Origin of the sequence: Scytonema hankhaensis NUACC26 (assembly GCF_045865695.1) — a bacterium.
Taxonomy (GTDB): Bacteria; Cyanobacteriota; Cyanobacteriia; order Cyanobacteriales; family Nostocaceae; genus Scytonema.
On the sequence record NZ_BAACAP010000157.1, the window covers coordinates 1 to 14,435 of the forward strand.

The 14,435-nt window shown below is 42.1% G+C and carries 14 protein-coding genes and 1 pseudogene; 7 read left to right on the top strand and 8 right to left on the bottom strand.

Annotated elements, in window-relative coordinates:
• Nucleotides 1-132: element excision factor XisI family protein (locus ACKTT2_RS12010; protein WP_407887073.1), on the bottom strand; the 132-nt coding region annotated here is incomplete at its 3' end.
• Here ACKTT2_RS12010 and ACKTT2_RS12015 point away from each other — a divergent pair.
• Nucleotides 103-471 (top strand): annotated as a pseudogene (locus tag ACKTT2_RS12015) (SDR family oxidoreductase). The gene ACKTT2_RS12010 and the pseudogene ACKTT2_RS12015 overlap by 30 nt on opposite strands.
• Before the next feature lie 25 nt (nt 472-496).
• Here ACKTT2_RS12015 and ACKTT2_RS12020 read toward each other — a convergent pair.
• The 3 genes from ACKTT2_RS12020 to priA all read right to left on the bottom strand — a co-directional run bounded on the left by ACKTT2_RS12020 (nt 497) and on the right by priA (nt 4,006).
• Complete coding sequence (locus ACKTT2_RS12020) at nt 497-721, bottom strand: type II toxin-antitoxin system HicB family antitoxin (protein WP_407887008.1); 225 nt, start codon at nt 719-721, stop codon at nt 497-499.
• A 17-nt stretch (nt 722-738) separates the two neighbouring features.
• Nucleotides 739-948 carry a type II toxin-antitoxin system HicA family toxin gene (locus tag ACKTT2_RS12025; RefSeq protein WP_407887010.1) on the bottom strand — a complete coding sequence of 70 codons (210 nt, stop codon included), beginning with the start codon at nt 946-948 and terminating at the stop codon, nt 739-741.
• A 286-nt stretch (nt 949-1,234) separates the two neighbouring features.
• Nucleotides 1,235-4,006: a primosomal protein N' gene (priA, locus tag ACKTT2_RS12030; RefSeq protein ID WP_407887075.1), complete on the bottom strand. Its 2,772-nt coding sequence runs from the start codon at nt 4,004-4,006 to the stop codon at nt 1,235-1,237.
• A 1,039-nt stretch (nt 4,007-5,045) separates the two neighbouring features.
• On the opposite strand from priA, the gene ACKTT2_RS12035 reads away from it, so the two are divergent.
• Together ACKTT2_RS12035 and ACKTT2_RS12040 are read left to right on the top strand one after the other, a co-directional pair.
• A complete protein-coding gene (locus ACKTT2_RS12035; RefSeq protein ID WP_407887012.1) occupies nt 5,046-6,194 on the top strand; it encodes an RpoD/SigA family RNA polymerase sigma factor in 1,149 nt (382 codons plus the stop codon).
• A 131-nt stretch (nt 6,195-6,325) separates the two neighbouring features.
• Entirely contained in the window at nt 6,326-6,817 is a 492-nt protein-coding gene (locus tag ACKTT2_RS12040; RefSeq protein ID WP_407887077.1) for a GNAT family N-acetyltransferase, read from the top strand.
• 208 nt (nt 6,818-7,025) lie between these two features.
• Here the strand turns inward: ACKTT2_RS12040 and ACKTT2_RS12045 are convergent, their stop codons facing one another.
• The 3 genes from ACKTT2_RS12045 to ACKTT2_RS12055 all read right to left on the bottom strand — a co-directional run bounded on the left by ACKTT2_RS12045 (nt 7,026) and on the right by ACKTT2_RS12055 (nt 8,794).
• Nucleotides 7,026-7,937: a Uma2 family endonuclease gene (locus ACKTT2_RS12045; protein ID WP_407887079.1), complete on the bottom strand. Its 912-nt coding sequence runs from the start codon at nt 7,935-7,937 to the stop codon at nt 7,026-7,028.
• Between the two features lie 190 nt (nt 7,938-8,127).
• Nucleotides 8,128-8,562: a type II toxin-antitoxin system VapC family toxin gene (locus ACKTT2_RS12050; protein ID WP_407887014.1), complete on the bottom strand. Its 435-nt coding sequence runs from the start codon at nt 8,560-8,562 to the stop codon at nt 8,128-8,130.
• On the bottom strand, nt 8,555-8,794 hold the full coding sequence (locus ACKTT2_RS12055) for a YlcI/YnfO family protein (RefSeq protein ID WP_407887016.1): 240 nt from the start codon (nt 8,792-8,794) through the stop codon (nt 8,555-8,557). The genes ACKTT2_RS12050 and ACKTT2_RS12055 overlap by 8 nt, the downstream gene beginning before the upstream one ends.
• A 220-nt stretch (nt 8,795-9,014) precedes the next feature.
• Between ACKTT2_RS12055 and ACKTT2_RS12060 the strand changes: the two genes are divergently transcribed.
• From ACKTT2_RS12060 to ACKTT2_RS12075, 4 genes are read left to right on the top strand one after another with little or no spacing between them, the layout of a single operon-like run.
• Complete coding sequence (locus ACKTT2_RS12060) at nt 9,015-9,647, top strand: sigma-70 family RNA polymerase sigma factor (RefSeq protein ID WP_407887018.1); 633 nt, start codon at nt 9,015-9,017, stop codon at nt 9,645-9,647.
• Nucleotides 9,648-9,680: 33 nt separating this feature from the next.
• A complete protein-coding gene (locus ACKTT2_RS12065; protein WP_407887020.1) occupies nt 9,681-10,646 on the top strand; it encodes a DUF1822 family protein in 966 nt (321 codons plus the stop codon).
• A 24-nt stretch (nt 10,647-10,670) separates the two neighbouring features.
• On the top strand, nt 10,671-13,004 hold the full coding sequence (locus tag ACKTT2_RS12070; protein ID WP_407887022.1) for a CHASE2 domain-containing protein: 2,334 nt from the start codon (nt 10,671-10,673) through the stop codon (nt 13,002-13,004).
• 16 nt (nt 13,005-13,020) lie between these two features.
• Nucleotides 13,021-13,935, top strand: coding sequence for a DUF928 domain-containing protein (locus ACKTT2_RS12075; RefSeq protein ID WP_407887024.1), 915 nt, complete (start codon nt 13,021-13,023; stop codon nt 13,933-13,935).
• A 207-nt stretch (nt 13,936-14,142) separates the two neighbouring features.
• Here the strand turns inward: ACKTT2_RS12075 and ACKTT2_RS12080 are convergent, their stop codons facing one another.
• Nucleotides 14,143-14,379 carry a hypothetical protein gene (locus ACKTT2_RS12080; protein ID WP_407887026.1) on the bottom strand — a complete coding sequence of 79 codons (237 nt, stop codon included), beginning with the start codon at nt 14,377-14,379 and terminating at the stop codon, nt 14,143-14,145.
• Between the last annotated feature and the right edge of the window lie 56 nt (nt 14,380-14,435).

Genomic DNA, 14,435 nt, shown 5'->3' on the forward strand with positions numbered 1-14,435 from the left:
TAAAGCAATATCTACTTCAGTTGTATTTTGCTGAATCCAGATTTTTTCATTTTTGAGGTCTAAATGCATGATAGGTCCATAAACGTACGAGGGACTACATTGTTGTGTACTGAGTTTGCCAAGCGTCATCATGGCAAACCAGGAGGACGAATTATCAATCTGACGTCTGGTCAAAGTTTGGCATCAATGCCTGAGAATTTACCGTATGCCATCACTAAAGGAGCAATAGAGGTACTAAGAATCAGTTTGAGTACCAGCTTAGCAAGCAAAGGCATTACTGTAAATGCTATAGACTCTGGTGCAACAGATACAGGTTGGATGAGTAACTAATTACGTTCATCTCTTGAGACAAAGACACCTTTTGGTCGCGTTGGAACTTTAGAAGACGCTGCACGTATAGTGTTATTTCTTGCCTCAACACAAGGGCAATGGATTACAGCACAGGTTATTCGAGCTAGAGGTAGACTATGATTTTGATAAGCGTTAATAGGCACCACTATGCTACTTGGAAAAACTGTCCTAACGTTTTTGGATTTGGAAGAGGTTCGCCATTTTCTAAAGCAGTTTCAATTAACAGTTCTAGCACTTCTTGAGCATTCTCCAGTGCTTCAGAGTAGGTATCTCCATGAGTACAAGGCTGCATAACGTTTGTAAACTCTGGCAGGAAAACTACGTAGCATTGATCTTCCTCTGACCATTGAATGACGATCGCGTACTTCATTTTTTAGTATCCTCTGTTCACTCTTGTTCCATTCTCTTTAGTTCTGCAAGTGCTGCATTGACTCGTTTTTCCAAATAAAGTTTTGCGTCACTGCCATCCTTACCAGCAATAATAATACTTTGGGACAATTTTGGATGCATCCACTTACTGTGGCTACCTTTCCCAGATTTATATGTAAACCCTGCTTGTAGTAACAAGTTTTTTAGTTCTCTAATTTTTTTTGGCATATACTCAGCTTACATTTTACATTCTTACTCTGGTCGGAATCAACTGGTATTGGAGCATCCAACATAGGAGTGTCAGTTTTACTGGGTTTTGTTGATTCAAGCTCATCATCCACGTCTTAACAAGAAGGGCTTCGTTTGTGTAGCCGTGATTTCTAATCACTAAGCTAAGGATTTGGTATCAAATCGGTTTACTGGAGGCGGAGCCTCCAATAAGGCATTCCCAGGCTGAGCCTGGGAACGAGATGGTCTGAATCTTGGTCAGGTGGTCACTGGTTACTGGTCACTGCTAACTCATATTTAGGGGATCGACATCAATTGTGAAACTGACTGACTTTTGATGGCAAAGTTTATCGATTTCCTCCCAGTCTGGGAGATATGGTGGTGTTTCAGGAGCAAACTTCAGCAAAATTTGCCAACGGTAGCGATTGGCTACTCGTAAAATACTCGCCGGAACTGGTCCTAAAATATCTAACCCTTCTTGTTCGGGCAAAATGGATGCTACGACTTGTGCTGTGTTCTCAACTTGAATTGGGTCGGTACTGCTGAAGCGTAATAAAACTAACCTTCCATAGGGTGGATAACCAAGTGCTTGCCGTTGTTCTAATTCTTCATGTACAAAGGCATGGTAATTGTGATTTTTTACGGCTTCTATTGCTGGATGTTCTGGGGTGTATGTTTGGACAATGGCTCTTCCGGGTTCTTCTCCCCTACCTGCACGCCCTGCAACCTGAGTTAGTGTTTGAAATGCTCGTTCGCTGGCACGATAATCTGAGAAATGTAGCAACCCATCGGCGGAAACAACTCCCACAAGTGTCACTTGTGGCAAATCTAAACCTTTGGTTAGCATTTGCGTACCCACTAACAAATCTGCTTCTCCATTGGCAAATTGGGTAATTAGATTGCGGTGTGCGCCTTTGTTTCTCGTGGTGTCGCTATCAAAGCGGATGCAGCGCAAATCGGGAAATTGTTTGGCTAATTCTTCCTCTACTTTTTGGGTTCCACTCCCAAAAAATTTCAAATAGGGAGAACTGCATTCCGGACAGCTTCGAGGATGCGATCGCGTGTAGTTACAATAATGACACCTCAAGACTTGCATTGCTTCTTCAGTGTAATGATATGCCAGCGATACATCACAGTGGGGACACTCTATAACAAATCCACAACTCCGACAAGACACAAAAGTACTGTGTCCCCGTCGATGAATAAATAAAATTCCTTGCTGGTTGCGTTCTTTGAGTTGCAAGAGTGCTTTTTGCAGGGAGCGACTAAATATAGAACGATTTCCTTCTTGCAATTCTCGCCGCATATCCACAATTTCTACAGGTGGTAAAGGGCGGGCGTTGATGCGTTGGGGGAGGGAGAGGTAATGATTGGGGATCGGCGATTGGCGATTGGGGATCGGCGATTGGCGATTGGGGATTGGGGATAAGGAAGTTTGCCTGCTACTCAGTCGCCAGTCGCCAGTCGCCAGTCCCTGCGAAGCATCTACCCACGTCTCTAAAGAAGGTGTTGCGGAACCAAGAATGAGGGGACAATTCTCTAATTCTGCTCTCCACTCAGCGACGGTGCGAGCGTGGTAGGTTGGGGCGGGAGAATCTTGCTTGAAACTGCTGTCGTGTTCTTCATCTAGGATGATTATGCCTAAATTTGGCAACGGAGCGAATATGGCGCTTCTCGTACCTATGACGATTTGGGGTTCTCCTGCTAGCATCAGCCGCCAAGTGTCGAATCTTTCTCCTGGGGAAAGGGCGCTATGGTAAACGAGTACGGGTGAAGTTCCGTTGACTCCTGTACTAAAACGAGCGCGAAAACGGTCTGTTAATTGCGGTGTGAGTCCGATTTCTGGGACTAGAACGAGGGCTGATTTCCCTTGTGCTAATAATGGAACGATCGCCTGCAAATAAATCTCTGTTTTTCCGGAACCTGTTACTCCGTGTAAGAGTACTTTAGCATATCCGTCTAAACGAGCGATCGCATCTAACGCTTTTGACTGATCGGGTGTTAATATCTTAGTTTGTTCTTTTCCTAGCATCCCTCCCAGAGGAGAGGAACTTTCTGTTCGCAATACCTCTCTTTCTTGGATGACAATGTAACCTTTTTGTTCTAAATTTTTAAGGATTGTAGAGCTTGTGTTACTTATTCGCAACAATTCATTTTGCCATAACTCGCCCCCTCTCCTTCTCAGAACTTCGAGCACTTCTCGTTGGCGAGGGGTTAGATCCCGGTCAAACACATTTCCTACAAGGGTCACTGCTTTTTCATATTTGGGTCGAGCTAATTGTGGAGGTTCCAAATAACTTTCTACCAAACCGCGTCGCCACAATTCTTTGATGGCTTTGTAGGCGCTTGGAACTTGACGTTGAAGATATACAAAGCTATAGTCTCCATCGACTTGTTCTTGCAGAAGTTGCAATATTTGATTTGCTGTTTTATTACTGATTTTACTTACCGACTGTTGAAAGATTAATAATGTCAGCAAGTACTTATTCGCAATAACCTTTTGGAAATAGAAATGGATTGGGAAAGAATGAGACTTTGGTACATTGGTAAAACTCAGAATGGGAAGGGAAATATTTCTCGGGTATTTCTCAACCACAGTGTTTGTTTTGGTAGAAACAGCCGCACCAGCAACTGTTAAGCGAATGCGACGTTGCGATCGCCCTAATAAACCTGGTGGTAGAGTCATGCGAATCACTTCAATCAAGCGCGTACAATAGTACGATGCAACTCGATTCACCAGTTCTGTGTATGCCAATGGAAAAAAGCCTGCGCTGACCACTTCTTCCACATCCCGAATTTTTTCTAGCGGTATATCTGCTGGAGGTTGTGTTAGAAAACGAATGGCAACTCCCCCAATCAATTGAGAGCCAAATGGCACGCTTAAAATATCCCCAGGTTTTACTGCCAATTGTTCTGGCACTCTATAAACGTAAAGCTCTGAACCGGATGGATTATCTACCAAAACATCTATCCAGCGATCCTTATTTATTTCCGTGTTATAGGGTTTGCTTGGTTCAGCAACCGTCATAGGGAGCAAACCGACACCATTCATATACATAATCTTTGCCTGGGAGGAGTCTAAAAAATCTTCATCCATCTGCTTGTTTATCTTAACCTTGCCAATTGACTCTAACTGTTTGCAACCCTTCCATCAAAAATGTAATTGGCAATACTGTCTTAAGACATAATACTTGATAAGTTTCCTCTTATGTAATCCGGTAGATAAATTCATCTCAACTTTAGATAGCGGTAAATCAACGGATGCCCTGTCAGATAAAAATAGGCAATCTTCATTTTTTTCGCTTAATTTTCTCCGGATACTAAAATGGGAAAGTAGCCTTTTCCGTCTCTTGATAGATATTCAACCCTTGGAGTCTGTGAGATCCTTTATCAGAGAAGACATTGCTAAAGTTTTTACCTGTCAACTAAGTGCCACCAGGGTAAAACTAGGAGCAATGTATAGCAATGCAGCAAAAAGTTAAATGTCTTACTGGTGGTCGCTAGTACATAAAAAGTCAACATTTTTAGAAAATCATATGAAGATTTAAGGATTGACGGTCAAAAGATAAATTATGTAAAAATAAAAAAATATTAATTGAGAGGGGGTTTGAAATAGCTTCTTTTTGAGAAAAGATAAGGAAGATATATGTCAGTGGTCTGACGGAATATCTATAGAGCGTAATAGAGAAATAAGTTTAAGAAAGTATCTATTTGTAACCAAAAGATGAAGACAACTCCAGGGTTTAAGTGTTAAAGATGAAGTATGAAATAAGCGTTGTCAATAAAAAAAACAGTTTGTATGCCAGTGTTCCCTGTAGATTCTTCATACTTCAACCTTATTCCAGACCTGTGACACCCCTGCTAGAGTTGTTAACTCAAACACTTTAACTAAAGAGGGAAGATTTGGTAATGACAAATAGATACTTAACTTTTACCAACCATATAGATACTGGTAAAGTCTTACATCCTGCACTTAAAACTTACCTATAAGTGTATATCTCATTGGAAAAAGAGAATCAGCATTTCTAAGCATCTGTCACTCTCACGCAAATTATGTACCTATGTACCAAACAGAGCAACAATCCCTAATGGAAACTATGACTATTGCTGACCTAGGAACTATCGAATTGGAAACTACGGCCGATCATGAAGAATTAGCCTTCAATTTAGATGCAGTAGTAGATGCCGCAATAGATGCAGCAATAGAAGAATCTGGAATTGCAGACAATTTAGACACTGAAGACCGAAACGGAGACAGCATGGCAGCAGCTCGTCCTTCGGGGTATAACAAAACCGAGTATGACGATGCTGTAGGTGCATTTTTTAAAGAAATGGCGCGTTACCCATTGCTAAGAGCAGAAGAAGAGGTGGAATTAGCGCGTCGAGTCAGATTTTTAGAAGAATTTAGAGATTTACAAGCTTCTTTACATAACAAACTAGGATACCAACCAGGTAAGTCACTCGTTGCTGCCCAGTTAGGGATGACAGAAAAACAACTCGAAAATCGCTTATATCAAGGTCGAGTAGCGAAACGTAAAATGATTCGCTCAAACCTAAGATTGGTTGTTTCCATTGCCAAACGATACTTAAATCGCGGAGTTCCTTTCCTAGATCTCATTCAGGAAGGCGCAATGGGATTAAATCGAGCAACAGAAAAATTCGATCCCGACAAGGGATATAAGTTCTCCACCTACGCCTACTGGTGGATTAGACAAGCTATCACGCGGGCTATTGCCAATGATGCCCGAACAATCCGCTTACCAATTCACATTGTTGAAAAACTTAATAAACTCAAAAAAGCTCAAAGGGAACTCAAACAAAAACTCGGTCGCAATCCAACAGAGTTGGAGATGGCGGAAGCTTTAGAAATTCCCGCACCACAACTACGCCAGCTTCAACAATTACGACGTCAAGCCCTTTCCCTCAATCACCGTGTTGGTAAAGAAGAAGACACGGAACTCATGGATTTACTGGAAGATGAAGACAACCAGTCTCCAGAAGCAAAAATGAACGAAAGCATGATGCGTCAGGAGATATGGGAAGTTTTGGGCGATGTACTGACTCCAAGAGAAAAAGATGTTATTTCTCTACGGTATGGGTTAGTCACTAGCGAACCCTGTACTTTGGAAGAGGTAGGCAATATGTTTAACCTCTCGCGCGAACGAGTGAGACAAATTCAAAGTAAAGCTATGCGGAAGTTGCGCCGTCCTCATATCGCTAAACGTTTGAAAGGTTGGTTGGTATGATGAGTCATTAGTCATTAGTCATTAGTCATTGGTCATTAGTCATTAGTCATTGGTCATTAGGTTATCAATCTTTGAAATACAAATGACAAATGACAAAGGACAAAGGACAAATAACAAAGGACAAACACCGAATGACTGCAAATACCAAACTGGTCTTACGTTTTGCTGAACCAGAGGATTGTGATGCACTGTTTGAATTAGTTAAGGCGCTAGCAGAATACGAAAAACTATCTCATGCTGTCACAGGCAATGCTTCCTTATTAAAAGAACACCTGTTTGGAACGCCAAAATACGTAGAAGCAATAGTAGCAGAAGATGCGGGGCAAACTGTAGGGTTTGCCCTATTCTTTTATAATTATTCAACGTTTTTAACAAAGCCAGGAATATATCTAGAAGATTTGTTTGTTCTCCCGGAGTACAGAGGACAGGGTGTGGGAAAATCATTGCTGACAAAAGTTGCTCAGATAGCTGTAGAAAGAGGTTGCGGAAGATTGGAATGGAGCGTTTTAGATTGGAATGAGCCTGCGATCGCATTTTACCGTCGCATGGGCGCAAGCATTTTGGATGATTGGCGAATTTGCCGTGTCACCGGAGAAGATCTGACTCGGTTGGGGCAAAGCTAATCGATTTTGCATTGAGGAATTGCTAACGCCAATTTGGGAGAAACAAAAAATAATTGAGGCGAATAGAATTCGCAGCTATACGAGCAAAATCCGCCTACGCGGATTAACGCGAACACAGGGTTTCCAGTGTCACCCCCCATTCGCCAGCTGTTTCCTTTGGGAAGTCGGGGATCTTACAACCCATCAATATCAACTTCACAGCGAACATCTAGATTGCATCTGGATCTTCTCCTAACTCGCGCAATCGTGCTGCTAATCGTTCGGCGCGTTGCTGTTCTTGCTCGGCGCGTTGCTGTTCTTGCTCGGCGCGTTGCTGTTCTTGCTCGGCGCGTTGTCGTTCTTGCTCGGCGCGTTGCTGTTCTTGCTCGGCGCGTTGCTGTTCTTGCTCGGCGCGTTGTCGTTCTTGCTCGCCGCGTTGTCGTTCTTGCTCGGCGCGTTGCTGTTCTTGCTCTGCTATTTCTTCTGGTAGCAATATTAAGTTCTTCTCTCGGTCAAACAACCGTAACCAGTAGCAAGTACCTTTTGCGGGTTCGCGGCGAATTTGCCCCTCCCATATTCCCAACCATAGCTGTAAGGTCTCGCACCACAGCCAACCTGACCCATCTATCTCTAAGGGTTGATACCGTTGCTTGTTGTCTAATTGCCACCCTTTCAGGGATTGGGGATCGAACGGATCGAAAATGAAATAGTTTGTTGTGTGGAATGTTCTCTCATACAAATGCTTCTTTTCCTCGCGGTCTACGTGTGCTGTGCTTGGTGAGAGTAACTCAATAATCATATCGGGATAGCGCCCTTCTTCTTCCCACACTACCCAACCTTGGCGATCGCGCGTCCCATCCACATCCAACACCACAAACACATCCGGTCCGCGAAAATCGCGATTCAATACCTGCAAACTGCTGTAGTAGACGAACATATTACCACCTACAAAAAAATCCTCGCGTCCAGCAAGAGCCGCTTGCGCTGATTCAATCAAAACATTTATGGCAATCCTGTGGCGGTTACTTTCCAATGGTTCTCCATCATCAAATATTAGATTTGTCGGTGGTGTTGGCACTTCATATGGCTCAACAATCGGCCATTTTGTCTCCGTTTTTTTAGTTGTGGTATCTGGGGACATAGCCTTTTCTGGTACGGTTACGCGAGTGGCTTGTTTTAGATTGACTGAACTTGGAAAACAGTCAATTTCTCTTTTCAGTTCAGCTTCTCGTATCATAGTACAATGTAAAGAAGCTTGTGGGATAAGAGTTTAACCAATGCCCTTACTATTTCCAAAGCGATCGCTTTATATTTTTGAATTGGTCTTAACTCTATGGCACTTCATTAACATAGGAAGGTTTTGCCTGTCCAAGTTGATTAAGTAGCTTTTTGTCGGCAGTCCAATACTTGCAGTTAGCTCCGACTATTTCAGTACAAGCTAAAAATGCTGCGTCGTACAAAGTTGGCATCTGATATTGTTCGGCTAGCGTCCATGCTCGAGCGCGAAGGATTTGGCTATCAAGATACTCAATAGGCAATTCACAAAATGCCGCAAAAAGTTCACTTGCTTGCTCGAGATTAATTAGCTTAGCTCTGACTTTTTTTCGCAATACAGAGCCGACTTCTGCCCATGTAAAGTAGGGTACAACTATCCTTGCACTACCTTCAATCGCCTCAACAACAAGAGCCACGGCTAAAGGTTCGTATTCCGCACTGACCAAATATTTAATGAATACACTGGTATCTAAGCATACGATTCTAGACATCTCGCTCTTCGCCTTCCCTAATCTGATGAATTAATTCAGTAGCATCTGGCTGTTGCGGAATTTGCCGACCGATCGCAAGAATCTTTTCGTGAGCCGCTAATCCTTTACGACGACGCACTTCTCTTTCTAGTGCTAAAACTACTAAGTCATTGAGCGATTCCGCATCGTTTTTGACAGTCTTAGCTTTATCCAAAAGTTCTGCTGGAAAGCGTACTGTTATTCGTGAATCCATTGTTTTACACCAATAAATCATACCATATGTTAGCACCACTTTTTGGTGTTTTCATTTGATTCTATAGCGCTCGCATGAAATACATCTAAGACTGGCGTCTGAATCTGCTCGAATTTAGTAAATTTTTGTAACAATTTTTCTAAGTTTGTGTAAAAGTTGTTTGCTCTACTAAGAGAGATAGAGATTAGCTTTTGAGGTGCGATCGCGTTCGAGGTCTTTTATGACTAACGACAAGAGACAACAGCTAGATACAAGACTTAAAGAATTAGCGCTCTTTGCCCAAGGATATCCACAGGCAACCAAGGAGCGAAGAATGGCTTTAACACAGTTAATAGATACCATTTGGCAGTCGGGAAAGCTTATTCGTCCCTATAAAGGTCAATTTCAACTACTTTATGAAGATATTTATGAAGAAGCAGTACAAACCTTATTTTTGTATCTTTGTCAAAGTGACAATATTTGCAAGTACGATCCCGGACGCGGTGAGGTCATAACTTGGGTGAATGTACTACTGACTAAAAGATTTTTTCCAGAGGCTATACCGAAAATTCTTGGAAGCAGTAATGAAATTAAATTGGAAAATTCACACTTAGAAAATTTAGCTTCACCAGAATCTATATCTTTATACGAAGAAATTATAAAATATATAGAAGATGACCCAGAAAGAATTTTTATCAAGGAACATATCAAAGGTCATCCTGAAGCAAATTTTCAAGCAATAGCCAAAAGAAGATATTCAGGAATATCTTGGAAAACCATTTCACAAGAATGGGGAATTGGAATAACATCATTACATAACTTTTATCAAAGATGTGTGAAAAAATTTGCTTTTAAATTACGAGAATATTTGTAGATTTCATACAAGCAGGTAGAAAAGAGAAGAATTATGACGAACAAAACAGAATTTTTAACATATACAGGGCCTATACCTCCACAACTTAGGTGGCTGGCTGAAAAGTTTTGCAGACAACAAGTAACACAAGAGAAACGCGAACAAGTTCGCCGCAATACTTTATCTGTATCTTTTGTGAATTCGTATTTGCAATACATGGGATTTGAAACAGACTTGGAAGCAAGTGATAGCTGGAACCCAATGCAACAGATACTTTTTGATGTAGCGGATTTGGAGCTAAAGAATTTGGGCAAGTTGGAGTGCCGCTCGGTTTTGGAAGGAGAAGAGTTTGTCAATATACCCATTGAAGTACTATCCAATAGAATTGGCTATGTAGTTGTACAGATTAGTAAATCATTTCGAGAGGCAAAGCTGTTGGGATTTGTTCGGGAAGTTTCTAGCGATCTATTACTAATTAGCGAACTGCAATCTTTGGAGAAATTACTAGATTACTTAGATTGTCAGACTCAAGACAGTGTAGTAAAATTAAATTATTCAACGCTTGCTTCAAGTAAGAATTTCATCAATGTTGTGCAATGGTTTGAGAATATTTTTGATACTGGTTGGCAAGAAGTTGAAGCTCTGTTAGGCACTCAACCAGTTTATGCAATCAGCAGTCTGAGAAGTATTAAGGAGGATTTTGTTAGCAGGAGCAAGTTAATTAATTTGGGGGGAAACCAAACAACTGAGCAAGCGGTGGTTCTGGTAGTTATCCTTAGTCCAAATAACGAATCAGAACTGGATATTATCGTCGAAGTACATCCAACAAGTGGAAAAAATTATTTGCCACAGAATCTTCAACTTATGGTGCTAGACTTTGAGGGAATATCTGTCATGGAAGCCCAAACTAGAAGTACTAATAAAAATATTCAATTGCAGTTTAGTGCTGAAGTGGGAGAACGTTTCAGCACTAAACTGGTACTGGGGAATATTAGCGCTACAGAAAATTTTGTCATCTAAAGCGAATACAGGGGGGTGCTAGCAATGAGGAAGTTAGTTGTGCTAAAATTAGATGGCAACTTACAACTGGGAGTGCGGGTAACACTAGAAATTGGGTTTGAAGGCAAACGTCCCGCTACGGAAATTACTGGCAATTTGCCCCCCAATCCAGATATAGCGATCGCCATTGACCAATGGCAATCAACTTACCGCAATTTATGGAAATTTACCCGTATTAAAGCTAAAAAGATTGTTTACGATGGTTCTATCTCGAAGCGACGTGAGGACTGCCATACCTTAACGAACGAATTGCGATCGCGCTTAAATGACTGGTTGCAATCGGAATCATTTCGTCCCGTTCGGGAGAGATGGCTTAAATACTTAATGCCTGAAGATGAAGTACGGGTAATAATTCGCACCCCTTGTTTGCAGCTAAGGAAACTTCCCTGGCATTTGTGGGATTTAATTGACCGAGATTACCGTAAATCTGAAGTTGCCTTGAGCGTCCCAGAGTCAGAACAAGTACTACCATCGCAGGCATCCTCTGAACAAAACAAAATCAAAATTTTGGCGATCTTCGGCGATAGTGTCGATATTGATGTAGACCAAGACCGCCAATTGCTAAAAAAATTACCCAATGCTGCCATAACTTTTCTAGAAAAGCCTCAACCTCAAGACATTCACGACCAATTGTGGAACCAACATTGGGACATTCTGTTTTTCGCCGGTCATAGCAAATCAGAGGGTGACATAGGTCGCATTTATATCAATCAAACAGATAACTTAACAATTAACGAACTTAAGTATGCTCTAAGAAATGCCGTTGCTAATGGGTTGCAATTGGCAATTTTCAATTCCTGTGATGGATTGGGATTAGCGAAAGAACTGCAAGATTTATACATTCCACAAATCATCGTCATGCGGGAACCCGTACCAGACTTGGTTGCTCAAACGTTTTTAAAATATTTTCTGTTGGCTTTTTCATCGGGAGAGTCCATATACGCTGCGGTTCGGACGGCTAGAGAAAGGCTTGAAGGAATGGAGAAAGATTACCCAGGCGCAAGTTGGTTGCCAGTCATTTGCGAACATCCTGCTGTAGCGCCGATGACTTGGGCAAAGCCCCAGTTGTCGCTCAACAGTCGCTCTTGGAAAGCTTTGCTATTTTTCAGTTTATTGGTAACTACTAGTGTGTTAGGGATGAGGCATCTAGGAGGATTGCAAACATGGGAGATACTCTCTTATGACAGACTGATGCGATCGCGTCCGGATGAAGGGCAGGATTCACGGCTATTGATAGTCACAATAACTGAAGAAGATTTTCAACTGCCAGAACAGCAGCAAAGAAAAGGATCGCTTTCAGACACGGCACTAGCGCGACTGTTGGAGAAACTAACACAGTTCCAACCAAGGTTAATTGGCTTAGATATTTACCGTGATTTTCTAGTAGAGTCTAACCGGGCGTCTTTAGCAACTCGTTTACAAAGCGATAATCGCTTCTTCGCCATATGTAAAGTCAGCGATCGCGCAAGCAAACCCCCACATCCAGGAATTTCACCCCCTCCAGAGGTGCCACAATCACGCCTTGGTTTTAGTGATGTTATCCAAGACGCAGATGGAGTTGTGCGCCGTCACCTGATTGCCATGAAATCAACAGATCCCGTCTCCCCTTGTACTGTGCCTTATGCCCTTAGTGCCCAATTAGCATTCCATTATCTGGCAAAGGAGGGCATTTTCGCTAAGAATAATGAAGGAGAATTGCAGTTAGGCAAAGTTGTTTTGAAGCGATTGCGTTCGCCTATAAGCGGTTATCAACAAGAAGATACAAGTGGCTACCAAATATTACTTAATTATCGTTCTAACCGCCGCTCTCCTTTAGAAATTGCTCCTACTGTCACGCTTAAAGAAGTTCTCACTGGTAAAATCAACCCCGAACAAGTGAAAGACAGAATTGTCCTTATCGGTACTACTGCACGCAGTTTCCGCGACTATCTTCCTACACCTTACAATACTCACCACGAGGAAATGCCAGGGGTAATTCTGCAAGCGCAGATGGTAAGCCAAATTCTTAGCGCCGCTAAAGAAGGACGTCCTTTAATATCAGTTTTACCGATTTGGGGCGAAGTTTTATGGATTTGGGGTTGGGCTGTTGTTGGGGGAGGGCTTGCTTTGAGTTGTCGGTCAAAATTCTATTTAATAGTTGCGATCGCCAGCACACTCTCAGTTTTATACCTTGTTTGCTTAGTCCTCTTTATCCAAGGCATCTGGCTTCCCCTCGTCCCATCAGCCTTAGTATTAGTAGTTACCAGCTGTACTGTAGTGGTTTACCGCACTCCACAAAGTCAGGGACAACTACTCCCTTTCCGCCATTCGATTACCTAAACAGGTAGGGTGGGCAGTGCCCACCATTCGCCGTTGGTGGGCACTGCCCACCCTACAAAAATCAGTAATTTTAGAGCGGAAAGGAAGTAATTTCTACAACAAGAGGCATATTAAAGAGATGAAATTATTTGTGAAGATTCAAATTCCCCTTGCTGTTAGTTGGGTCTTATTTAGCTGTGTGCAAGCATATGCACAACCTGTCAACTCCCTATTGGTTGGACAAAACCCAACATTAAAACCAAAAGAACAATTAAACCGTTCGTCGATCTTCGTTGCACCGCCACCACCGACTGACATTGGAGAACCCGGTAAGAGAGAAGAAGCTGGTAGCCGTGGCTGTACTCGGGAAGCGAACAAGCCCCTGTCGTCCGTTTCTCAAAAGCGGTTAACAGCGTTAGTGCCTGTATATTCAGGGTCAGAATTGGTATTGGGAGTGACAGCTGCTGAACATCCTACTTTCTTATTCTATGTTCCTTATTCGTCCTCTTTTGCGTATGGAGAGTTTGTGCTAGAAGATGAAGCACAAAAAAATCAGACAATTTACAAAATTCTTTTAACTGGGACACCGGGAGTTATTAGCATTCGTCTGCCATCAAAAGCAGCACCTCTAGAAATTGGTAAGCAGTACCGTTGGTATTTGAATATCTATTGCAATAAGGACGCTCAAATTATTGCTGATATTGAAGGATACGTAAGACGGGAGTTACTGAACTCTGCTCTGAAAACTCAGCTGGAAAAAGCAACACCTGGTCAGCGCATAACCCTTTATGGGACTAATGGTTTTTGGTATGATGCCCTGAGCACTGCTAATGAACTACGTCACACCAATCCGCAAGATAGTTCTTGGGCTGCACTATTGCAGGCTGTTAACTTGAGTAATATGGTAACGGAACCAAAAGTGGACTGTTGCACTTTAGAACGTCAGCAGTGAAGCCCAGACTGATACAGTCAGCACCCCTTCGGGAAAAAACACGCCCGCGATTAGAAATCGCGTCTATACAAGCGCTCGTCCGCCTGCGAGGACTTTTGTATTAACGTGACGGTGAATTCTATTCTGAGGGCGTGTGCCAGATTGGGATGCTCCCAAAATTAATGCAACAAACTACAAGTCAAAAGACACTACGTCAGCTTTGTTTCATTATTTTTTTGACGCATTCCTTGTATTCTTTAACAAAGAATTTGTCAGTTTTTCAATCATATTTGCTAATAATAAAATAGCATCTTCACTGTTTATTTCGGGATCGATGTGTTGTTTAACAGCTTGCTCATACTTGTTAATTGCATTGATTAAAACATGGAAACTCGCTTGAGAATAAGGCAGTAAAAACGGTTCAGATTTGATAAATTCCCCAGAATCTTCTGTTTTTAATGACATATCTATCTCTATGTGATTTTGTTGTTGTTAATAAAAAGTGAAGTGCTGTAGCTTGG